Source organism: Billgrantia desiderata, assembly GCF_900108215.1.
Taxonomy (GTDB): Bacteria; Pseudomonadota; Gammaproteobacteria; order Pseudomonadales; family Halomonadaceae; genus Halomonas; species Halomonas desiderata.
Genome location: NZ_FNVC01000005.1, coordinates 104,837 through 125,286, shown reverse-complemented (window position 1 = coordinate 125,286; position 20,450 = coordinate 104,837). Strand labels below are relative to the sequence as shown.

The window sequence follows — 20,450 nt, the reverse complement described above, 5'->3', positions numbered from 1 at the left end:
GAGAGAATGCCATGAGCGAAGCACCCTGGTGGCTGGAGAGCGGCCCCGAGACCTGCCAGTTCTGCCTGCGCACCTTCCACTACGAGGCGGGCTACCACTGCATCTACTGCGATCGGCCGATCTGCCCGGCCTGCGTTGCGACACGCTTCGAGCACCGCGACACGCTGTGCCCCGAATGTCATGAAGAAGACGCAGGCCACAAGGAGGAGCGCTGATGGCGGCCCGGGCGATGTGGAAGGGCGTGATCCGCTTCGCTGAGGTGGAAGTCCCGGTGAAGCTCTACTCCGCGGTGCAGGACCGCAGCGTGCACTTCCGCCTGCTGCATGCGAAGGACCGCTCGCCGGTCAAGCAAGCCATGGTCAACCCCGATACCGACGAGGTCGTGCCTCACGCCGAGACCCGCCGCGCCTACCGCACCGACGAGGGCAGCCTGGTGGTATTCGACAAACAGGAGCTCGAGGCGCTGGAGCCGGACTCGGGCCGCGACATCGAAGTGATCCGCTTCATGCCGCCGCAGGCGATCGATCACCGCTGGTACGACCGCCCCTACTACCTCGGCCCCGACGGCAGCGAGTCGCTCTATTTCGCCCTGGCCGAGGCGCTGGCAAACAGCGGCAAGGAGGGCTTGGCACGCTGGGTCATGCGCAAGAAGAGCTACGTCGGTGCCCTGCGCCTGCATCGTGGCGTGCCGATGCTGATGTCGCTGCGCCACGAGGAGCAGGTAGTGCCGGTGGACGCCCTGGAACCGCCCAAGGGCAAGGCACTGGACGCCAAGGAACTCGACATGGCACGCCAGTTGATCGGCATGCTGGAGGCCGAGTTCGACCCCGACGAATACCATGACGAGTACCGCGAGCGGGTACTGGAGCTGATCGAGGCCAAGCGGCGCGGCAAGAGCGTCAAGGTCACGCCGATTCGCCGCCGCGAAGCCTCCGACGACCTCTCCAAGGCGCTCGAGGCCAGCCTGAAGAAGGAGCGCAAACGTGCCTAGCCAAAAATCCAAAACCAAGCCAAAGGAAAAGCGCAAGACGCAGGAGAAGAACGAATCGGCCCAGGGCGAGGAGAAGAAGCGCTTCCACGCCAGCGGCCCGCGCCCGCTGTGGTCGGGCACCATCACCTTCGGCCTGGTCAGCCTGCCGGTCAACCTCTACCCGGCCAACCGCCCCAAGCCGGTGTCGCTGCGCATGGTCGACGCACAGGGCACACCGTTGGCAAGGCGCTACTTCTGCGAGAAGGAGGAGCGCGTGCTCGACTACGACGAGCTAATCCGCGGCTACGAGGTGGAGAAGAACGAGTTCGTGGTGGTGGAGGAGCGCGAACTCGACTCGCTGGCCCCGGAGAAGTCCCAGGAGATCGACCTCAAGCGCTTCGTCGGCCTCGACGAGATCGACCCGATGTACTTCCAGCGCGCCTACTTCATGACCCCCGACAAGGGCGTGACCAAGGCCTACCGACTGCTGGCGGAAAGCATGGAGTCCGCCGGGCGTGCCGGCATTGCCACCTTCGTCATGCGCGGCAAGGAGTATCTGGTGGCGATTATCGCCGAGAAAGGCATCCTGCGCGCCGAGACACTGCGCTTCGCCGAGGAGATTCGCGCTCCCGAGGATATCGCCCTGCCCGAGGCCACCCGGCCCGACAAGCAGCGGGCCAAGGCCATGCAGAAGGCCATCGAGGCCTTGACGGAGAAGAGTTTCGCACGCGAGGAACTGCAGGACCTACAGAGCCAGCGTATCGTCGCCCGCGCCGAGGAGAAGCTCGCCCGCGGCGAGGATGTGATCGCGCTGGGTGAGGAAGATGCCCCGGAGTTCGAGCCGGAGCAGGGTGGCGAAGTGGTCGACCTGATGCAGGTCCTCAAGCAGAGCCTGGCCGAAGGCCGCCCGCCCGGGCAGGCGGCGCGCAGCGACACCGACAAGAGCAAGCCGGAAAAGCGCGCCAAGCCGGCGGCCGGACGCGGCAAGGAGAAGAAACGTCCGACAAGCCAGCGTGGCACAGGCAAGCGTCGCAGCGCCGGGCTGGAAGGGCTTTCCCGCGATGAACTCTACGAACGCGCCCAGCAGCTCGACCTGCCCGGCCGCAGCCGCATGAGCAAGGCCGAGCTGGCCAAGGCCATCGCCGCCGCCGGCTGAGACGAAAAAGCCGGCCCGAGGGCCGGCTAGGCAATGCGTGCCTCCTTACTTATTCGCGCGATTCTCGATCAGATCGTCCACCACGCTCGGATCGGCCAGGGTACTGGTATCGCCCAGACCGTCGGTCTCGTTGGCGGCGATCTTGCGCAGGATGCGGCGCATGATCTTGCCCGAGCGGGTCTTGGGCAGGCCCGGCGCCCACTGGATGACGTCGGGCGAGGCGATCGGCCCGATGTCCTTGCGTACCCACTGGGTCAGCTCCTTCTTGAGCTCGTCGGTCGGCTCGACGCCATCGCCCAGGGTCACGTAGATGTAGATGCCCTGCCCCTTGATGTCGTGGGGGAAGCCCACCACGGCAGCCTCGGCCACGGCCTCGTGGGCCACCAGCGAGGATTCGATCTCGGCGGTGCCCATGCGGTGACCGGAAACGTTGAGCACATCGTCGACGCGGCCGGTGATCCAGTAGTAGCCGTCCTCGTCGCGGCGGCAGCCGTCACCGGTGAAGTAGTAGCCCTTGTAGGTGGAGAAGTAGGTCTGGATGAAGCGGTCGTGGTCGCCCCAGATCGAGCGTGCCTGACCGGGCCAGGAGTCGCTGATCACCAGGTTGCCGTCCACGGCGCCCTGGAGTTCGTTGCCCTCGCTGTCGAGCAGGGCCGGCTGCACGCCGAAGAACGGCAGCGTGGCGGAACCCGGCTTGAGGTCCATGGCGCCCGGCAGCGGCGCGATCATGATGCCGCCGGTTTCGGTCTGCCACCAGGTATCGACGATCGGGCACTTGGAGTTGCCGATCACGCGGTGGTACCACTCCCACGCCTCGGGGTTGATCGGCTCGCCCACCGAGCCGAGCAGGCGCAGGCTGTCGCGCTTGCTGGAGTCCATCACGCCGTCGCCGTGAGCCATCAGTGCGCGGATGGCGGTCGGCGCAGTGTAGAGGATGGCGACGCTGTGCTTGTCGACGACCTCACCCATGCGACCGTGGCTGGGATAGCTCGGCACGCCTTCGAACATCAGCGTGGTAGCGCCGTTGGCCAGCGGACCGTAGACGATGTAGCTGTGACCGGTGACCCAGCCCACATCGGCGGTACACCAGTAAACCTCGCCATCCTGATAGTCGAAGATGTACTGGTGGGTCAGGCTGGCGTAGACCAGATAGCCGCCGGTGGTGTGCTTGAGCCCCTTGGGCGCACCGGTTGAGCCGGAGGTGTAGAGGATGAAGAGCGGATCCTCGGCGTTCATCTCCTCGGCCGGGCAGTCGGCCGACTGCTTGTCGACCAGGTCGTGGTACCAGACGTCACGGCCTTCCTTCCACTCGATGTCGCCGCCGGTGCGCTTGACCACCAGCACCTTCTCGCACACCTCGGTGCCTTTGCGGGTCAAGGCGGCGTCGACGTTGTCCTTGAGCGGCACGTGCTTGCCGCCGCGTACGGACTCGTCGGCGGTGATCACCAGCTTGGAGTCGGCACCCACGATACGCTGGGCCAGGGCGTCGGGCGAGAAGCCGCCGAACACCACCGAGTGCACCGCACCGATGCGGGCACAGGCCAGCATGGCCACGGCCGCTTCGGGGATCATCGGCATGTAGAGGGTGACCACGTCACCCTTGCCGACACCGAGCTCCTTGAGCGCGTTGGCAAGCTGACAGGTCTTGGCATGCAGCTCACGGTAGCTGACGTGCTTGGAATCCTTGGGGTCGTCGCCTTCCCAGATGATGGCGGTCTGGTCGCCGCGCTTCTCCAGATGGCGGTCGAGGCAGCTGACGCTGGCGTTCAGGGTACCGTCCTCGAACCAGCGAATGTCGACGTTGTGCGGGTCGAAGGACGTATGCTTGATCTTGGTCGGCGCCTTGAACCAGTCGATACGCTTGGCCTGCTCGGCCCAGAAGCCCTCGGGGTCGTCGACGGACTGCTGATACATGGCCTGATACTTCCCGCGATCGATCCAGGCGTTGGCGGCGATGTCGTCGCGTACCGGATAGACTTTCTGCTGATCGGTCATTGGCTAGCCTCTTCCAGGAGATGCACCCTCTCGGTGGATGTTACCGGCTGCCTTGTTATCGAATGCGCCGGCATCAGATTCGCCCAACAGCATATACCCTCGAAGCGGGCCTAACTCTTAGACCTTGGTATCAGGATTTTTTCTTTACGAATCATGCGTTTGTAGTAATTTTTCCATGCTCTACAAAGGGCTGATAGACCAAGGTCTCAGCACACGAGAGGCAACGATAACGGCGCCCCTTGCGCGCCAGCGAGTGGCGCCGCGAAGTGAAATAGTGGACTTGGCAACCACAGTGATAGCGATGAGGCGTCGGGCTGGCCCGCCCGGTATCGAAAGTGTGGGTCACTTTCGCCTCGAGCCCGAACAACCGCTCCATCACGGTCCGCCATTCGCGCCCATGGGGCCTCGCCTCGTGGCCGTCGCTCAGGTGGCGCACCAGCCAGTGGGCCATTTCGTGAGGCACTACATCGCGCAGGAAGGCGCGGCGATTCTCGCCGTAAAGCACCGGGTTGAAGCGCAGCCCACCACGGCCATAGTGGGCTTGTCCGGCACACTTGCCGCGCAGGTCGAACCACACCTTGGGCCGGGGCAGCTCGGGATGATAGCCACGGCACAGCTGCCAGGCGGCCTCCACCCGCTCCAGCAGGGCTCGGTGCAGGGCTGCGTCGTCAAGGCTGGCCAGCCACTCAGGGCAAGGATCGGGAAGCGCAGGTCGTCTCATGGGTGCTAAAATGACGTTCCGCCACGGCGGTGTCCAGCCCCCTCGGCCGCACCGCCTTCACGATGCCATGCGAGAGGCCCGATGTCCGATACGCCCCTGCCCCAGCCCCTGCTCGAGGACGAAGAGCTCGAACGCCTCGACGAGTTCCTCGACTCCGAGAGCGTCGACCCCGATGCGCTGGACCTGATCTCCGCCCATGGCTTTCTCGTCGCGCTTGCCGTGGCCCCCCGCGAAGTGGACTCCGCCACCTGGGTGGCCGAGCTGTTCCACGGCGAGCCGACATTCGCCGATGCCGACGAACGCAGCGAGATTCTGGGCCTGCTGGAAAAGCTGCACGGCAACGCCATCGATACCCTGGAACAGGGCGGGCTTCCCGAACTACCTTTCGATCTGACCCTGGAGGGCTTGCCTCCCGAAGAGACGCCCGTCGGCGACTGGTGCGCCGGCTTCATGGAAGGTGTGTTCCTCGACGAAGCGGCCTGGTTCGAGCAGGAAGAGGAAACCGTGGCCACCCTGCTGCTACCGTTCATGGCGCTGTCGGGACTGTTCGACGACGAGCCCGACATGGCCGAGATGGCGGCTGACGGCGCGCGCCTCGAGTCGCTGGTCGGCCAGCTGCCGGACCTGGTACTCGATCTCTATCTGCACTACCGCGTGCCACCGGAGACGCCCAAGCCCATGCCGCGCAAGAAACAGCCCGCCGCACGCGGCGCCAAGAGCAAGCCCGGCGGCAAGCGGTAGGGGGCCGGCCAAGCGTACTCGCCGATTACCGCAGCCGCGTCAGCCAAGCATCGAAGCTGCCGAATAGCCACTCCTTGAAACGCTGCCAGCGCGGGCGCTGTAACCATTCCCGGTAGGTGATCTCGCGGCTGGCGGCAAAGTTACGCTCGAACAGCGCCGCCACTTCGCTGGCAAAGCGGACATCGTCCACCTCCTGGTTGGCCTCCAGGTTCCAGTGCAGGCTCCAGTGATCGAAGTTGCACGAACCAAGACTCGACCACTGATCGACCAGCGAAAACTTGGCATGGATGAAGGTGGGCTGGAACTCGAAGATGCGCACCCCGGCCCTCAGCAGCCGCCGATAGAAGCGTTGGCCGGCATAGCGCACCCAGGGATGATCGTGGTCGCGTCCGGGCAGCAGCAGCCGCACGTCGACGCCGCGGCGGGCGGCCCGAGCCAATCGCATGCGCAGGCTGAAGGTGGGCACAAAATAGGGCGTGCACAGCCAGATGCGGCGCTGTGCCGATGACACCCGGCCGTAGAGCGAATGGCGAATGGCCTGGTAGCGGTAACCCTGCCCCCACACCACGCGGCCACGCATGCTCTGGTAATCCTCCCGAGGCGCCAGCTCGAGCGTCAGATGGCGCACCAGGGACGCCTCTCCGTCGCCTCGGGTCAACGGCGAATCCCACAGTCGCGAGAACAGCCGCACCCAGTCGGCCACCACGGGACCTTCGATACGTACCGCCACCTCGTACCAGGCCTCGAGGAACTCGTCGACCGCGCCGAAGCCTCCCGTGAAAGCCACTCGGCCATCGACGACAACTAGCTTGCGGTGGTCTCGCATCAGGTTGCGCGTCAGCGAGCGCATACCCAGCGGATTGAACAGGCGCAGCGCCACACCGGCCTGCTCCAGGCGCCGTCGGTCCTCTCCCGAAAGCCCCATGGCACCGTAGGCATCGAGCATCAAGGCCACCGCCACGCCGCGCTGTGCAGCGCGGCACAGCGCCTCGATCAGTGCCGTGGCCAGCTGCCCCGACTGCATCAGGTAGAGCTCGATCAGTATCGAGCGGCGCGCTTCCTCGATGGCAGTGAACATCGCCGGCAGGAAGCGCGACGACTCCGCCAGCAGCTCGAACCGATTACCATCCCGCCATACGCCGTGCATGGCCCTCTCCCTCTCCTTGTCTGGCTCGATTGACGCACGTTTGCCGCGCCAGGGAAAGCGGCACCTGACCGGGGTAGACAAGCATGGCTATACTGGGGCCTTGCTACGCTATCGAGGCAATGGAATGGCCCTGGCCGACTCGCTGCTCACACTGCTCCGCGCCCCGCTCAAGGGCATCATCAAGGCCTGGGTCGACACCCGGCTCATCGAGCCCGACCCGAGCGACCTGGGACTCGACCCGTCACGGCCCACCCTCTACGTACTGCCTCACCCGGCACTCTCCGATGACCTGCTGCTGGAGGTACTGTGCCAGCGCCATGGCCTGCCCTCGCCCAAGGGCAAGGTCCACCTGCCGGGACTGGAGCTACCCGCCAGTATGGCCCTGCCTGTCAGGCCACGCCTGTGGCGGCGCGGCCGCGCCTTCGAGGCTCCTTTCCGTCAGGCGCTGGAATACCTTGCCGAGCATGCCGACACCGAGATCCAGTTGGTCCCGGTGAGCGTGTTCTGGGGCCGCGCCCCGGGCAAGCGCTTCGGCTTCTGGCGGCTGCTGGCAGCCGACAGTTGGCAGCTCACCGGCCGGCTGCGCCGGGCGCTGTCGGTGGTGGTCAATGGCAAGAGCGTGGAGGTGCACTTCGGCGCACCGCTGAACCTGCGCGATCTGCTCGACGAACGCGGCCCGGCGGTGGCCAATCGCAAGAGCGCGCGACTGCTGCGCATCCATTTCCGGCGCATGCGTACACGGGTGCTCGGTCCCGATCTCTCCCATCGCCGCACCCTGATCGAGGGCGTGGCGGCCAGCCCCGAGGTACGCCGGGTGATCGACGAGCTGGCGATGAGCGAAAAGCGCTCGCCCGAGCGCCTACAGAGGCGCGCCCTGCGCTACGGCCGCGAGATCGCCTCGAACATGACCTACCCGGTGCTGCGCTTCATGGACGGCCTGCTGCGGCGCCTGTGGAACCGCCTGTACGATGGCGTCGAGGTTCGCGGCCTCGACCGGGTCAAGGCGCTGGCGGGCGACCATACGCTGGTCTACGTGCCCTGCCACCGCAGCCATATCGATTACCTGCTGCTCTCCTACGTGCTCTACCGCGACGGCCTGATGCCGCCGCACATCGCCGCCGGACGCAATCTCGACATGCTGCTGATCGGCCCGCTGCTGCGCCGCGGCGGCGCCTTCTTCATGCGCCGCAGCTTTCGCGACAAGCCGCTCTATGCCGCGGTGTTCAACGAATACCTGCACCGCCTGCTGGAACGCGGCCACCCGCTGGAGTACTTCATCGAAGGCGGTCGTTCACGCAGCGGACGCATGCTCGCCCCTCGCCCCGGCATGCTGTCGATGACGCTACGCTCCTTTCGCCGCAGCGCTGCGGGCACTTCTCCGCCCCGGCTCGCCTTCATTCCGGTCTATATCGGCTACGAGCGCATCATCGAGAACGCCAGCTACCAGCGCGAGATGCGCGGCGGCAAGAAGCGCAAGGAGAGCCCCTGGGCGCTGCTGCGGGTGCTCGGCCAGCTGCGCCAGCCGTTCGGCAAGGTTACAGTCAATGTCGGCGAGCCGCTGTCGCTCGGCGCCTTTCTCGACGACGCGGTGCCGGACTGGCGCGACGATCTCGTCGAGACAAAGCCAGCCTGGCTCAACCGGACGGTGCCTCAGCTCGGCGACGAACTGGCCCGGCGCATCAACGCCGCGGCAGCGCTCAACCCGGTCAACCTGGTGGCCCTGGTGCTGCTGGCCACGCCCCACCACGCCATCGAGGCCAGCCTGATGGCACGCCAGCTCGCTCTGCTGGCGGCGCTGCAGCGCCACTGCCGCGGCGGGCAGCATGCCAGCCTGCCCCAGGGTGAGCCCGACGAGTGGATCGACCAGGTGGTGGCGCTGGGCATGATCGAGCGTCGCCCGCATGCGCTGGGCGATATCCTGATCGCCACTTCCGAGCAGGCCAACCTGCTGGTGTGGTATCGCAACAACGTGCTGCACCTCTTCGCCCTGGCCGGCCTGACCGCCTTCGCCTTCCGTCACGCCCCACGCCACGACCTGGATAGCCTCGAGGCCCAGCTTGGGCCGCCCTGGCCGATCCTCTCGCGCGAGCTGTTCCTCTCTTCGGTAGCACTCAACGAGGCACTACCGGTAATGCTGGAGGCGCTGTGCCGGGAAGGCTTGCTGGAACCAGCCGGCGACGGCTGGCAGCGCCCCGCCTCGCTGGAAGCCGGCGAGCAGCTGCGGCTGTTGGCGAGGCTGATGCAACCCTCACTGGAGCGCGGCTACCTGCTGCTGTCGATCCTGCTGGCCCAGCCCCCGGGCACCCTGGGCCGCGACGCCCTGACCGAGCGCAGCCAGCAACTGACCGAACGCCTGGCACTGCTGACGGGCCGCGACGCGCCGGAGTTCTTCGACCGCACCCTGTTCGCCAGCCTGATCGTGAGCCTGGAGGCCGAGGGGTGGATCTGGGAGAAGGACGAGATGCTGTGGTTCGACGAGCGCCTGCGCAGCGCCGCCCAGCGCAGCGGCGAACTGTACGATCCGGCGCTGAGGCACAGGCTACAGCTTATCAGTCACAACTGATCGGCGCCGTGTCAGGCCTTGAGTGAGCGATGAACGTAGAGGTCGTAGCGGCTGGTCTTGCCTTCGATGACGTGCTGCGGCGCCGGCCCCGCGATGGGCGGCGCCTTGCGCGGGCGCTTGACCACCACCCGGTGGGTGGCGACGTCCAGCGCCGCTTCCAGCAGCCGCGGGGCATCGTCGTCGTCGCCGGCCAGCTCGCGAAACAGCCGCATCTCCTTCTTGACCAGCGCCGACTTCTCGCGGTGCGGAAACATCGGGTCGAGGTGCACCACCTGGGGTGCGACACCGCTCGCGGCCACCAGCGCCGCGAGTTCGCGGGTGGCGTCGCCATGTGCCAGGTGCATGCGGGCGGCGATCTCGGCCGTGTCGGCATCTCTGGCGGCACGTGCCAGGCCGTCTTCCAGCAGCGCGTGGATCTGAGCCACACGCTCCACGAGCAGCACCTCGGCGCCGAGGCTGGCCAACACGAAGGCATCTCGGCCAAGGCCGGCGGTGGCGTCTACCACGCTGGGCGTGACCCCGGCGGCAAGGCCGCAGGCCCGGGCGATCAACTGACCGCGCCCGCCACCGAAGCGACGCCGGTGGGCCGCACGCCCCTCGGCGAAATCGATGCGCAGTGGCTTGCCGTAGCGTGCCGGATCGCCGGCCAGCACCAGCGCGCCCTCCTCATGGCGCAGAACGAGCGCCGCGTCATCCACGCCGCTCATCCGCCCTTCTGCCACGCCACCTGATCGCGCAGATAGATCGGCTGCGCCTCGTGGGGGGCAGTGCGCTCACCGGCGGCATATTGGCGCGCCGCCAGCAGCACCATCTCTTCCGCGGCCGGCTCGGCGTCGCTATCAAGCTGGCTCACCGCGGCCTGCACCTCGGTGGGCATCGAGTCCCACAGCGCCCAGCCGGAGCCGATGCCAAACCAGCCGTCCGGCCCCGCCGCTGCCGGCAGCAGCAGCCGCTGCGGTGAAATCACCGCCTCCTCCAGCAGCGCCTCGACGTTGCCGTCCCGGCAGCGCCAGGCGCCGACATAGATCTCGCCCATACGCGCATCCAGCGCGGTGGCGACGTACTCGACGCCGTGGCGCCGATGCGCCGCCAGCGCCAGCGCTTCGAGGGTGGAGACGCCCAGCAAGGGGCACGCCAGGCCGTAGGCCAATCCCTGCGCGGCGCCTGCGGCAATACGCAAGCCGGTGAAGGAGCCCGGACCACGCCCGTAGGCCACGGCGTCCAGCTCGGCAGGCGATACGCCCGCCTCGTCCAGTACCTCGTCGACCATCGGCAGCAGCCGGCGGGTATGCTCGCGGGGGGTCATGGCAAAGCGGGACACCAGCCTCGGCTCGTCGTCGCCACGCTGGAGCGACAGGGCAACGGAGCAGGCACTGGAGGAGGCATCGAGGGCCAGCAGGATCGGCATAGGAGACATTTCGCTTCGAAGCATGAAGGCGACATTATACGCCGCCGCCGGATGCGGGACGATGGCCCGCCACGCGAAAGGCCCGCCAAGGCGGGCCTTTCATACCGATTCACACCGAATCGACTCAGGCGTCCAGCGCCTCGACCACCTTGCGGGTGATCTCGTCGACGCTGCCCACGCCTTCCACACGGTGGTAGGCCGGGGCCGCTTCGGGCGCTTCCTCGGCCCACTGCTGGTAGTAGTCGACCAGCGGGGCGGTCTGCTCGTGGTAGACCGCCAGGCGGTTGCGCACGGTGGATTCGCGGTCGTCGTCGCGCTGGATCAGCGCTTCGCCGGTGACGTCGTCCTTGCCCTCTTCCTTGGGCGGATTGTACTCGACGTGATAGACCCGGCCCGAGCCCGGGTGTACCCGGCGCCCGGCCAGACGCTTGACGATCTCTTCGTCTTCCACGGCGATCTCGAGCACGTGGTCGATCTTGACCCCGGCTTCCTTCATGGCGTCGGCCTGAGGAATGGTGCGCGGGAAGCCGTCGAACAGGAAACCGTTCTCGCAGTCGGGCTGCGCGATGCGCTCCTTGACCAGTGAGATGATCAGATCGTCGGACACCAGGCCACCGCTGGTCATGATCTCCTTGACCTTGAGACCCAGTTCGCTGCCTTCCTTGACCGCCGCGCGAAGCATGTCGCCGGTGGAAATCTGCGGGATCTTGTAGCGTTCGCAGATGAACTGGGCCTGGGTACCCTTGCCGGCCCCCGGGGCGCCCAACAGGATCAAACGCATCTAGCTGCTCCTTGAGAGAGTGGAAATTCTTGTGAGTAAGTGGAATGTCATGAACGATAACCGCGGCGACGGCACCAGACAACCGCAGGCTATCGGGCAAGCCCCGCCTGGGCGCCAAAGCCGCTGCATTATCAGCCAATTATGGGCGGGTTGCACTTTGGTATTCCCACCCGAAAGTGGGGCTCAAACACCGACGGCGCCCCGTAGGGCGCCGTCGGTGTCATCTCAGATCACGTTCACAGCAGCATGCGGCGAATGTCGCTCAGCGCCGCCGCCAGGAAGGCGGTGAAGCGCGCGGCATCGGCACCGTTCACGGCGCGGTGATCGTAGGAGAGCGACAGCGGCATCATCAGACGCGGCTCGAAGTCGGCGCCGTTCCACACCGGCTTCATCTGCGCCTTGGAGACGCCGAGAATGGCGACTTCCGGGGCGTTGACGATCGGCGTGAAGGCGGTACCGCCGATGGAGCCCAGACTGGAGATGGTGAAACAGCCACCGGTCATCTCCTCGCGCTTGAGCTTCTTCGACTGGGCCTTGCCGGCCAGCTCCACGCTCTCCTTGGCCAGATCGATCAGCGACTTCTTGTCGGCGTCGCGGATCACCGGCACCATCAGCCCGTCGGGCGTATCGACCGCGATACCGATGTGGACGTACTTCTTCCACACGATGGTCTCGCCGTCGCTCTTCAGGCTGACGTTGAACTGCGGGAACTTGCGCAGGGCGAAGGCACACGCCTTGATCAGGAACGGCAGCGGCGTGAGCTTGGCGCCCTGAGCCTCGGCTTCGGCCTTCATCGCCTTGCGGAAAGCCTCGAGCTCGGTGATGTCGGCCTCGTCGAACTGGGTGACGTGAGGCACGTTGAGCCAGCTGCGGTGCAGGTTGGTGGCGCCCATCTTGAGCAGGCGCCCCATCGGCTTCTCTTCCACTTCGCCGAACTGGCTGAAGTCCTGATCCGGCACCGGCGGAATGCCGGCGCCGCCAGTTGCCGTCGGCGCGGCGGCAGGTGCCTTGGCCTGCCCGGCCATGACCTGCTTGACGTAGGCGTGGACGTCCTCCTTCAGCACCCGGTCCTTCGGCCCGCTCGGCTTGACCAGGCCCAGGTCGACGCCGAGCTCACGGGCCAGCATGCGCACCGCGGGACCGGCATGGACCAGCTTGCCGTCGCGGGGCTTGTGGGCCGCCATCTGCGCTTCGGGGCTCGGCGTACCGCCCGGGGTCGAGGCCGGCTTGTCGGCCTTGGCCGATGACGGTGCCGCGGCCTTCTGCTCGGCCGGCTTGTCGGCAGGCTTGCTGCCGGCCACCTCGATATAACCGATCAGATCGCCCTCGGAGACGGTATCGCCCTCCTTGACGGTGAGCTCGATCAGTTTGCCCTTGTAGGGACTCGGCACGTCCATGGAGGCCTTGTCGGACTCCAGGGTGATCAGCGGGTCTTCCTCGTTCACCTCGTCGCCGGCGCTCACGGCGATCTCGATGATCGGCACGTCGCTGGAACCGGAGAGATCGGGAACGCGGATCTCGCGGCGCTCGGGTTCGCCGCTCACGGCCTCTTCCTCGGCCGGCGCTTCGGCCTGCTCGGCGGGCTCCGCGGTGGTCTCGACGGCTTCGGGCTCGGGCTCGGGTTCGTCTTCCCCACCCTCGCCGGCAATCTCCATGGTGCCGATCATGTCACCTTCGGAGACGGTATCGCCCTCCTTGACGGTGAGGCTGACCAGCTTGCCGCCGTAGGGGCTCGGCACGTCCATCGAGGCCTTGTCCGACTCGAGGGTGATCAGGGTGTCCTCTTCGGCCACCTCGTCACCTTCGGCGACCGCCACTTCGATGATCTCGACGTTCTCGGAGCCGCCCAGGTCGGGCACCTTGATCTCGACGGTGCGCTTGCCGCCGCCGCTGGCCTTCTTCGCCGCCGGCTTCTCCGCCGCAGCCTGAGAGGCCTGCTCGCGCTTGGGCTCGGCGGGCTCAGCCTGTTCGTCACTGCCGGCGTCGCTGCTGCTGCCGCTGCCTTCCACCTCGAGCTCGACGATGTCGTCGCCCTCGGAGACGGTGTCGCCCTCCTTCACCAGCACGCGAACGACCTTGCCGCCCTTGGGCGAGGGTACGTCCATGCTGGCCTTGTCGGATTCCAGCGTGATCAGGGTGTCCTCGGGCTGGATGACGTCCCCTTCGGACACGGCGATTTCGATGATCTCGACGTCTTCGCTGCCGCCGATGTCTGGAACTTTGATGATTTCGCTACTCAAGGTCGCGCTCCTTCCAAATCGTGCCTGGAACAGGCGGGCACCAGCCCGCCTTGCCACCGGATCAGCTCGTCAGCGGATTGGGCTTGTTGGGATCGATGCCGTACTTCTTGATCGCCTCGGCGACGACCTTGCGATCCAGCTCGCCGCGCTCGGCCAGCGCCTTCAGCGAGGCCACGACGACGAAGTAGCGATCGACCTCGAAGAAATGGCGCAGCTTCTCGCGGGTGTCGGAGCGGCCGTAACCGTCGGTCCCCAGTACATGGTAGTCGGTCGGTACCCAGGCACGTACCTGGTCGGCGAACAGGCGCATGTAATCGGTGGAGGCAATGGCCGGGCCCTTGCGCCCTTCCAGGCAGCGGGTGACGTGAGGCTTGACCGGCTCATCGGCAGCGTTGATGAACGCCTCGCGCTCGAGCAGCAGGGCCTCGCGGCGCAGCTCGTTGAAGCTGGTCACGCTCCACACGTCGGAGCCCACGCCCCACTCCTCGGCCAGCATCCGCGCCGCCTCTTCCACCTCACGCAGGATGGTGCCGGAGCCGAGCAGCTGCACGTGGCCCTTGTCGCCCTTGTGCTCCCGCAGCAGGTACATGCCCTTGATGATGTCGTCGACGGGCACCTCCTCGAGTTCGGGGTGCTCGTAGTTCTCGTTCATCACCGTCAGGTAGTAGAAGCAGTTCTCCTTGTCGGCGAACATGCGCTTCAGGCCGTCCTGGACGATGACCGCCACCTCGTGAGCGTAGGTGGGGTCATAGCTGCGGCAGTTGGGAATGGTGGCCGCCTGCAGATGGCTGTGGCCGTCCTGGTGCTGCAGCCCCTCGCCGTTGAGCGTGGTGCGCCCGGCGGTGCCGCCGACCAGGAAACCGCGCGCCTGCAGGTCGCCGGCCGCCCAGGCCAGGTCGCCGATGCGCTGGAAGCCGAACATCGAGTAGTAGATGTAGAACGGCAGCAGCGGCAGGTTGTGGTTGCTGTAGGAGGTCGCCGCGGCGATCCACGCCGACATCGCCCCAGCCTCGGTGATGCCTTCCTCGAGGATCTGGCCCTTCTTGTCCTCGCGGTAGAACATGATCTGGCCCTTGTCGACGGGCTCGTACTTCTGGCCTTCCGAGGTGTAGATGCCGAGCTGGCGGAACATCCCCTCCATGCCGAAGGTACGCGCTTCGTCGGGCACGATCGGCACCACCTGCTGGCCGATCTTCTTGTCCTTCACCAGGCCGTTGAGAATGCGCACGAAGGCCATGGTGGTGGAGATCTCACGGCCCTTGGAGCCGGCCAGCTGGGTGGCGAAGGTCTTGTCCTCGAGCGACGGGATCGTCAAGGCCTCGAAGTCGTTGCGCCGCTGCGGCAGGTAGCCGCCCAGGCGCTCGCGCTGCAGATGCATGTACTTCAGCTCGGGCGAGTCGTCCGCCGGCTTGTAGTACGGCACCTCCTTGAGCTGCTCGTCGGAAAGCGGAATGCCGAAGCGGTCGCGGAATTTCTTCAGCGCCTCGTATTCCATGGTCTTGACCTGGTGGGCCTCCATGGCGGCTTCACCCTCGCCGCTGCCCATGCCGTAGCCCTTGACGGTGTGCGCCAGGATCACGGTGGGACGGCCGTTGGCGTTGTTCACCGCCTCGTGATAGGCCGCGTAGACCTTGAACGGGTCGTGGCCGCCGCGGTTGAGCTTCCAGATGTCCTCGTCCGAGAGATCCTTGACCATCTCGGCGGTTTCCGGGTACTTGCCGAAGAAATGCTCGCGGGTATAGGCGCCGCCGAGTGCCTTGTAGTTCTGGTACTCGCCGTCCACCGCCTCGTCCATGCGCTTCTGCAGGATGCCCTTCTTGTCCTTCTCGAACAGCGGGTCCCACAGCCGGCCCCAGACCACCTTGAGCACGTTCCAGCCGGCCCCGCGGAAGACCCCCTCGAGCTCGTCGATGATGCGGCCGTTGCCACGCACCGGCCCGTCCAGGCGCTGCAGGTTGCAGTTGATGACGAAGATCAGGTTGTCGAGCTTCTCGCGGCTGGCCAGGTGAATGGCGCCGAGGGATTCCGGTTCGTCGCACTCGCCGTCGCCCATGAAGCACCAGATCTTGCGATCCTGCATGTCACGCAGCTCGCGGGAGTCGAGGTACTTCATCACGTGGGCCTGGTAGATCGCCTGGATCGGCCCCAGGCCCATGGAAACGGTGGGGAACTGCCAGAAGTCCGGCATCAGCCACGGGTGCGGGTAGGACGAGAGCCCGTCGCCGTCGACCTCCTGGCGATACTTGTCCATCTGCGCCTCGGTGAGGCGCCCCTCCAGGTAGGCGCGCGCGTAGACGCCCGGCGCCACGTGGCCCTGGATGTAGACCAGGTCGCCCTCGAAGTCGCCGTTGGGCGCACGGAAGAAGTGGTTGAAGCCGACGTCGTAGAGTGTGGCGGCGGACATGAAACTGGCGATATGGCCGCCCAGGCCCGGGTGGGCACGGTTGTTGCGGATGACCTGGGCAATGGCGTTGTAGCGGATCAGCGAGCGAATGCGCCGCTCCATGAACAGGTCGCCCGGCATCGGCGCTTCGCGATGCACCGGAATGGTGTTGCGATGCGGCGTCTTAATCGAGAAGGGTGCCTGCATGCCGTCACGACGCAGCCGATCGGCCAGGCGTGTCAGCAGGTACCGAGCGCGTTCCTCGCCCTCACGATCCAGGACCGACTCCAGGGAATCCAGCCATTCCGTGGTTTCGACCGGATCGAAATCTTCTCTTGCCTCCAGACTCATAGACGTCTCTCCGAGTGACAATGTGATGTCAGATGGCCCCAGGCGGAAGAACGCCGGAGCGGATTGCACTACTGACGATCAGGGGAATGTCAGGCCGCGATGCGGCTGTTGTAGTCATTTTACAGAAGCGCATACAACGAATGGCGTAGAACATACCGTAAAGTGGTCTTCCTGCCAATCGAAACGGAATGGAATTTTTTTCCACAATTTGACTATTGCATTGCAACACAAGCTGTTACGTGCCTCGCCGATAGTTTCAGCCGAAAATGTCTCGAATGTAATAAAACTACCGTATGATCACTTTGCGCCCGGTTTCGCCCCCTCGTCGTGTCGATCAACCCAACGCTTTGAGACACTGGCGGAAATAGGCCCAATCGAAAGCCGGGCCGGGATCGTTCTTGCGCAGCGGAGCGACTCTCGCATGACTGGTGATACGGGCATAGTTCATGTCAGGGTAGTTCAGCTTGAGAGCCTTCGTGACCGCAGCAAGCGAGCGATACTGGGCCTCACGATAGGCATGGATCTCGTCCCCCTCCAGCTCGATGCCCACGGTGAAGTCGTTCAGCGCCCGCCGTATCCGTCCCTCATCGATCCAGCAGGAACGACCGGCATGCCAGGCACGCCGGTCGAAAGGCACGAACTGTACGCACTCACCGTCGCGCCGAATCAACAGGTGGGCGGAAACCCGCAGTTGCACGATACTCGGAAAGAAGGGGTGGGCAGCGGCATCCAGAGTGTTGGTGAACAGCCGCTCGATGTGCTCGCCGCCGAATTCGCCGGGCGGCAGGCTGATCGAGTGCAGCACCACCGCCGATACCTCACCTTGCGGACGCGCATCCTGATTGGGCGACACCACGCGCCGGACACCCTCAAGCCAGCCTTCCTCGATTCTCATCTCGCTCCCCTGACGTCGCGGACCTGGATTCCCTATAATGACGGTCCCGACGCTCCATGAACATGAAAAGGCCCGCCATGCATTACCAGGACGCCCTAGTCGAAGCGATTCGCGAAGCCGCCGCTCACCTGCTGGCCGAGGACGTGGGCCCCGCCGACATCACCGCGCAGCTGATTCCCGAGTCGCAGTGGGCGAAGGCCCGGGTCATCACCCGCGAGCCGGCCATCCTGTGCGGCGTGGCCTGGGTCGAGGAGATCTATCGCCGCCTCGACCCCACCGTTCAGCTGCGCTGGAGTGCCGCGGACGGCGACCGCCTCGAGGCCGACCAGTGCTTCCTCGAGATCGAGGGCCCCGCCCGCCGGGTGCTGACCGGGGAGCGCGCGGCGCTCAACCTGCTGCAGACGCTCTCCGCCACTGCCACCCGCACCCGCCGCTACGTCGATCTGCTCGAGGGCACCGGCGTGCGTCTGCTCGACACGCGAAAGACCTTGCCCGGCCTGCGCCTGGCGCAGAAGTACGCGGTGACCTGCGGCGGCGGGCACAACCACCGTATCGGGCTGTACGACGCCTTCCTGATCAAGGAGAACCATATCGCCGCCTGCGGCGGTATCGCCGCCGCCGTCAAGGAGGCGCGCAGCATCGCCCGCGATCTGCCGGTGGAAGTGGAGGTGGAAAACTTCGATGAGCTCGATCAGGCACTGGCGGCCGGTGCCGATATCGTCATGCTCGACAATTTCACGCTGGACGACATGCGCGAGGCGGTGAAGCGCAACGCTGGCCGGGCGACCCTGGAGGCCTCCGGCAACGTCGATGAGACCACCCTGCGCGAGATCGCCGCTACCGGCGTCGATTGCATCTCCAGCGGCGCCCTGACCAAGGACGTTAAGGCGATCGATCTGTCGATGCGTATCACGGCACTCGAAAAACGTTAAGTCTCGACGGCGGCGAGGGGCTTCTCCAGCCGCTGCCGCTCGAGCCTCACGCCTTCCCTCGTCACCCACTCGATGCCGAGGTCCCGCCAGCCGCGCCGCAGCAGGCTTTCGGCCAGCATGCGGCTGGCATCGATGGTGGCACGGCCATGGCCGTGCTCCAACAGCATCCTCTCGGCATACAGCAGCAGCGTCGAGCCGATGCCACGCCGCGCCAGTGAAGGCCAGACATACAGGGTATGGATATGGCCGCCGGGCACGTCGAGTTCCAGGAACCCCACGCAGCGCCCGTCGCAGGTCGCCACCAGGGTGGTGTAAAGCGCCTGGCGGGCGCCCCATACGCTGCCCTCTCGTGGCATCGTCGCTGCCCACGCTTCGCGCTCCACCACGCTGTAGTGCGTGGCCGCGCCCTGCATCACGGCGTGATGGAATACCTCGGCCTGATCGGCGCCATCGCGGGCCTTGGCCTGGCGATAGAGGATCCGCGGCGAGCGGGTCGCCGCGGACGGCGAATCGTTCGGGGTCGTCGTTTCCATCTCTACTCGTGTCTCGCGTGACTGTTACGGCATGCAGAGTACACAAGCTCGCCGCTGGGGCCAATGGCAGGCATAATCTGCGCCATGACCCGCCCACTCCACTCCATGGAAAGCTACTCGATGCAGCCCATCGGCTACATCGAAAGCGATTTTCCCGACAAGTTCGGCGTACCGCGTCAACCCGGCCTGGCCGCGGCAGCGCGCGCCAGCCTGATTCTCGTCCCGCCCTATGACGACCCGCTTGCCGTACGCGGCCTGGAGGCCTTCAGCCATCTGTGGCTGACCTTCGTCTTTCATCACAGCCCAACGCGCTGGACACCCCTGGTGCGCCCGCCGCGGCTCGGCGGCAATGCCAAGGTCGGCGTGTTCGCCAGTCGCAGCACCCATCGCCCCAACCGCCTGGGACAGTCGCTGGTGAAACTATGTGGGGTCGACATAGGTGGGATCGACATAGCTGGGATCGACAATCGAGCGGGAGTGCGTCTGGCCCTGACGGGCTGCGATCTGATCAGCGGCACGCCAGTGCTCGACATCAAGCCCTACCTGCCCTGGGCGGAGGCGCTGCCCGATGCCCGCGCCGGCTACGCCCCCGACCCGCCGCCGCAGCTGGCGGTGCGTTTCAGCGCTGCAGCCGAAGCGACGCTGGCCACGCGCGAGGATGCCGCCTCGCTGCGTGAGCTCATTCGCCAGGTACTGGCCCAGGACCCTCGCCCCGCCTACCGCAAGGGCGCCGAGGAACGGCTCTACGGCGTGCGGTTGCGCGACGTCGACGTGCGCTTTCGCAGCCTCGACGATGACGGTATGCCAATGATGGAAGTGGTGGAAATCGTGCCGGCTTGAGGTCGCCAACGACGAAGGGCCCCGCAGGGCCCTCCGGAAGCAACAGGCGCATTTGTAACGATCAGTCGAACTCGACGCCGATGCGACGGCCCACCTCTTCGTAGGCCTCGATCACGCCGCCGAGGCCTTGGCGGAAGCGGTCCTTGTCCATCTTGTTGCGGGTTTCGGCATCCCACAGGCGACAGCCGTCCGGCGAGAACTCGTCGCCCAGCACAATCTGGCCCTTGAACAGGCCGAACTCGAGCTTGTAGTCCACCAGCAGCAGGCCGCCGTCGGCGAACAGCTGCTTGAGCACCGTATTGACCTTGAAGGTCAGCGACTTCATCTCGGCGAGCTGTGCGGGCGTGGCCCAGCCGAAGGTCTCGGCCAGCGACTCGTTGATCATCGGGTCGTGCAGCGCGTCGTTCTTGAGGAACAGCTCGAAGGTGGGCGGCGTGAGCTCGCGCCCCTCCTCCACGCCGAGGCGCTTGACCAGACCGCCGGCGGCGATGTTGCGCACCACGCACTCCACCGGGATCATCTCGAGCTTCTTGACCAGGCTCTCGGTGTCGGAGAGACGCTTCTCGAAATGGGTGGGAATGCCCGCCGCAGCCAGCTTCTCCATGATGAAAGCGTTGAAGCGGTTGTTGACCATGCCCTTGCGTGCCAGCGACTCCATGCGCTCGCCATCGAAGGCGCTGGTGTCGTCACGGAAATGCAGGACGAGCAGATCGGGATCGTCGGTGGCGTACACCGATTTGGCCTTGCCGGCATAGAGTTCTTGACGCTTTTCCATGGGGGTCTCCAGAAGGTGA

At 65.9% G+C, this 20,450-nt stretch carries 18 protein-coding genes; 7 read left to right on the top strand and 11 right to left on the bottom strand.

What is annotated here, in order from left to right:
* The first annotated feature begins 11 nt into the window (after positions 1–11).
* Genes C4S71_RS07080 through ku (C4S71_RS07070) form a run of 3 tightly spaced genes read left to right on the top strand, consistent with a single transcriptional unit; the run spans position 12 to position 2,126 of the window.
* Entirely contained in the window at positions 12–215 is a 204-nt protein-coding gene (locus C4S71_RS07080) for a hypothetical protein (protein ID WP_103968696.1), read from the top strand.
* A complete protein-coding gene (gene ku / locus C4S71_RS07075; protein WP_086508568.1) occupies positions 215–991 on the top strand; it encodes a non-homologous end joining protein Ku in 777 nt (258 codons plus the stop codon). Before C4S71_RS07080 ends, ku (C4S71_RS07075) begins: the two co-directional genes overlap by 1 nt.
* Complete coding sequence (gene ku / locus C4S71_RS07070) at positions 984–2,126, top strand: non-homologous end joining protein Ku (protein WP_103968695.1); 1,143 nt, start codon at positions 984–986, stop codon at positions 2,124–2,126. The genes ku (C4S71_RS07075) and ku (C4S71_RS07070) overlap by 8 nt, the downstream gene beginning before the upstream one ends.
* A gap of 45 nt (positions 2,127–2,171) precedes the next feature.
* Here the strand turns inward: ku (C4S71_RS07070) and acs are convergent, their stop codons facing one another.
* Positions 2,172–4,121: an acetate--CoA ligase gene (gene acs / locus C4S71_RS07065; RefSeq protein ID WP_103968694.1), complete on the bottom strand. Its 1,950-nt coding sequence runs from the start codon at positions 4,119–4,121 to the stop codon at positions 2,172–2,174.
* A 151-nt stretch (positions 4,122–4,272) separates the two neighbouring features.
* Positions 4,273–4,842, bottom strand: coding sequence for a SprT family zinc-dependent metalloprotease (locus tag C4S71_RS07060; protein ID WP_103968693.1), 570 nt, complete (start codon positions 4,840–4,842; stop codon positions 4,273–4,275).
* Between the two features lie 81 nt (positions 4,843–4,923).
* On the opposite strand from C4S71_RS07060, the gene C4S71_RS07055 reads away from it, so the two are divergent.
* Positions 4,924–5,583: a YecA/YgfB family protein gene (locus tag C4S71_RS07055; protein WP_103968692.1), complete on the top strand. Its 660-nt coding sequence runs from the start codon at positions 4,924–4,926 to the stop codon at positions 5,581–5,583.
* A 25-nt stretch (positions 5,584–5,608) separates the two neighbouring features.
* On the opposite strand, the gene C4S71_RS07050 is transcribed toward C4S71_RS07055, so the two are convergent.
* Entirely contained in the window at positions 5,609–6,730 is a 1,122-nt protein-coding gene (locus C4S71_RS07050; protein ID WP_086512007.1) for a phospholipase D-like domain-containing protein, read from the bottom strand.
* A gap of 124 nt (positions 6,731–6,854) precedes the next feature.
* On the opposite strand from C4S71_RS07050, the gene plsB reads away from it, so the two are divergent.
* Complete coding sequence (gene plsB / locus C4S71_RS07045) at positions 6,855–9,293, top strand: glycerol-3-phosphate 1-O-acyltransferase PlsB (RefSeq protein WP_103968691.1); 2,439 nt, start codon at positions 6,855–6,857, stop codon at positions 9,291–9,293.
* A gap of 11 nt (positions 9,294–9,304) precedes the next feature.
* Here the strand turns inward: plsB and C4S71_RS07040 are convergent, their stop codons facing one another.
* The 6 genes from C4S71_RS07040 to ampD all read right to left on the bottom strand — a co-directional run bounded on the left by C4S71_RS07040 (position 9,305) and on the right by ampD (position 17,351).
* Positions 9,305–10,000 carry a class I SAM-dependent methyltransferase gene (locus tag C4S71_RS07040; RefSeq protein ID WP_103968690.1) on the bottom strand — a complete coding sequence of 232 codons (696 nt, stop codon included), beginning with the start codon at positions 9,998–10,000 and terminating at the stop codon, positions 9,305–9,307.
* Positions 9,997–10,701, bottom strand: coding sequence for a tRNA (adenosine(37)-N6)-threonylcarbamoyltransferase complex dimerization subunit type 1 TsaB (gene tsaB / locus C4S71_RS07035; RefSeq protein WP_103968689.1), 705 nt, complete (start codon positions 10,699–10,701; stop codon positions 9,997–9,999). Before tsaB ends, C4S71_RS07040 begins: the two co-directional genes overlap by 4 nt.
* A gap of 124 nt (positions 10,702–10,825) precedes the next feature.
* A complete protein-coding gene (adk, locus tag C4S71_RS07030; protein WP_010629712.1) occupies positions 10,826–11,482 on the bottom strand; it encodes an adenylate kinase in 657 nt (218 codons plus the stop codon).
* A gap of 236 nt (positions 11,483–11,718) precedes the next feature.
* Complete coding sequence (aceF, locus tag C4S71_RS07025; protein ID WP_103968688.1) at positions 11,719–13,722, bottom strand: pyruvate dehydrogenase complex dihydrolipoyllysine-residue acetyltransferase; 2,004 nt, start codon at positions 13,720–13,722, stop codon at positions 11,719–11,721.
* 61 nt (positions 13,723–13,783) lie between these two features.
* The gene (gene aceE / locus C4S71_RS07020; protein ID WP_103968687.1) at positions 13,784–16,456 is read right to left on the bottom strand and encodes a pyruvate dehydrogenase (acetyl-transferring), homodimeric type; all 2,673 of its coding nucleotides are present in this window, start codon (positions 16,454–16,456) and stop codon (positions 13,784–13,786) included.
* A 334-nt stretch (positions 16,457–16,790) separates the two neighbouring features.
* Positions 16,791–17,351, bottom strand: coding sequence for a 1,6-anhydro-N-acetylmuramyl-L-alanine amidase AmpD (ampD, locus tag C4S71_RS07015; RefSeq protein WP_103968686.1), 561 nt, complete (start codon positions 17,349–17,351; stop codon positions 16,791–16,793).
* 77 nt (positions 17,352–17,428) lie between these two features.
* On the opposite strand from ampD, the gene nadC reads away from it, so the two are divergent.
* On the top strand, positions 17,429–18,283 hold the full coding sequence (gene nadC, locus C4S71_RS07010; RefSeq protein WP_103968685.1) for a carboxylating nicotinate-nucleotide diphosphorylase: 855 nt from the start codon (positions 17,429–17,431) through the stop codon (positions 18,281–18,283).
* Here the strand turns inward: nadC and C4S71_RS07005 are convergent.
* Complete coding sequence (locus C4S71_RS07005; RefSeq protein ID WP_103968684.1) at positions 18,280–18,816, bottom strand: GNAT family N-acetyltransferase; 537 nt, start codon at positions 18,814–18,816, stop codon at positions 18,280–18,282. The two genes, nadC and C4S71_RS07005, sit on opposite strands and share 4 nt — an antisense overlap.
* Positions 18,817–18,900: 84 nt before the next feature.
* Between C4S71_RS07005 and tsaA the strand changes: the two genes are divergently transcribed.
* Positions 18,901–19,656 (top strand): tRNA (N6-threonylcarbamoyladenosine(37)-N6)-methyltransferase TrmO, encoded by a 756-nt coding sequence (gene tsaA / locus C4S71_RS07000; RefSeq protein ID WP_234247155.1) that lies wholly within the window; start codon positions 18,901–18,903, stop codon positions 19,654–19,656.
* Between the two features lie 61 nt (positions 19,657–19,717).
* Here tsaA and purC read toward each other — a convergent pair whose 3' ends face one another.
* Positions 19,718–20,431: a phosphoribosylaminoimidazolesuccinocarboxamide synthase gene (gene purC, locus C4S71_RS06995; protein WP_086511421.1), complete on the bottom strand. Its 714-nt coding sequence runs from the start codon at positions 20,429–20,431 to the stop codon at positions 19,718–19,720.
* Positions 20,432–20,450: the final 19 nt, after the last annotated feature.

What these genes read in the sequence shown, in the direction of transcription:
- C4S71_RS07080 (WP_103968696.1), top strand. Translation starts at nt 12, where the DNA reads ATGAGCGAAGCACCCTGGTGGCTGGAGAGCGGCCCCGAGACCTGCCAG.
- ku (WP_086508568.1), top strand. Translation starts at nt 215, where the DNA reads ATGGCGGCCCGGGCGATGTGGAAGGGCGTGATCCGCTTCGCTGAGGTG.
- acs (WP_103968694.1), bottom strand. Translation starts at nt 4,121, where the DNA reads ATGACCGATCAGCAGAAAGTCTATCCGGTACGCGACGACATCGCCGCC.
- C4S71_RS07060 (WP_103968693.1), bottom strand. Translation starts at nt 4,842, where the DNA reads ATGAGACGACCTGCGCTTCCCGATCCTTGCCCTGAGTGGCTGGCCAGC.
- C4S71_RS07055 (WP_103968692.1), top strand. Translation starts at nt 4,924, where the DNA reads ATGTCCGATACGCCCCTGCCCCAGCCCCTGCTCGAGGACGAAGAGCTC.
- C4S71_RS07050 (WP_086512007.1), bottom strand. Translation starts at nt 6,730, where the DNA reads ATGCACGGCGTATGGCGGGATGGTAATCGGTTCGAGCTGCTGGCGGAG.
- plsB (WP_103968691.1), top strand. Translation starts at nt 6,855, where the DNA reads ATGGCCCTGGCCGACTCGCTGCTCACACTGCTCCGCGCCCCGCTCAAG.
- C4S71_RS07040 (WP_103968690.1), bottom strand. Translation starts at nt 10,000, where the DNA reads ATGAGCGGCGTGGATGACGCGGCGCTCGTTCTGCGCCATGAGGAGGGC.
- tsaB (WP_103968689.1), bottom strand. Translation starts at nt 10,701, where the DNA reads ATGCCGATCCTGCTGGCCCTCGATGCCTCCTCCAGTGCCTGCTCCGTT.
- adk (WP_010629712.1), bottom strand. Translation starts at nt 11,482, where the DNA reads ATGCGTTTGATCCTGTTGGGCGCCCCGGGGGCCGGCAAGGGTACCCAG.
- aceE (WP_103968687.1), bottom strand. Translation starts at nt 16,456, where the DNA reads ATGAGTCTGGAGGCAAGAGAAGATTTCGATCCGGTCGAAACCACGGAA.
- ampD (WP_103968686.1), bottom strand. Translation starts at nt 17,351, where the DNA reads ATGAGAATCGAGGAAGGCTGGCTTGAGGGTGTCCGGCGCGTGGTGTCG.
- nadC (WP_103968685.1), top strand. Translation starts at nt 17,429, where the DNA reads ATGCATTACCAGGACGCCCTAGTCGAAGCGATTCGCGAAGCCGCCGCT.
- C4S71_RS07005 (WP_103968684.1), bottom strand. Translation starts at nt 18,816, where the DNA reads ATGGAAACGACGACCCCGAACGATTCGCCGTCCGCGGCGACCCGCTCG.
- tsaA (WP_234247155.1), top strand. Translation starts at nt 18,901, where the DNA reads ATGACCCGCCCACTCCACTCCATGGAAAGCTACTCGATGCAGCCCATC.
- purC (WP_086511421.1), bottom strand. Translation starts at nt 20,431, where the DNA reads ATGGAAAAGCGTCAAGAACTCTATGCCGGCAAGGCCAAATCGGTGTAC.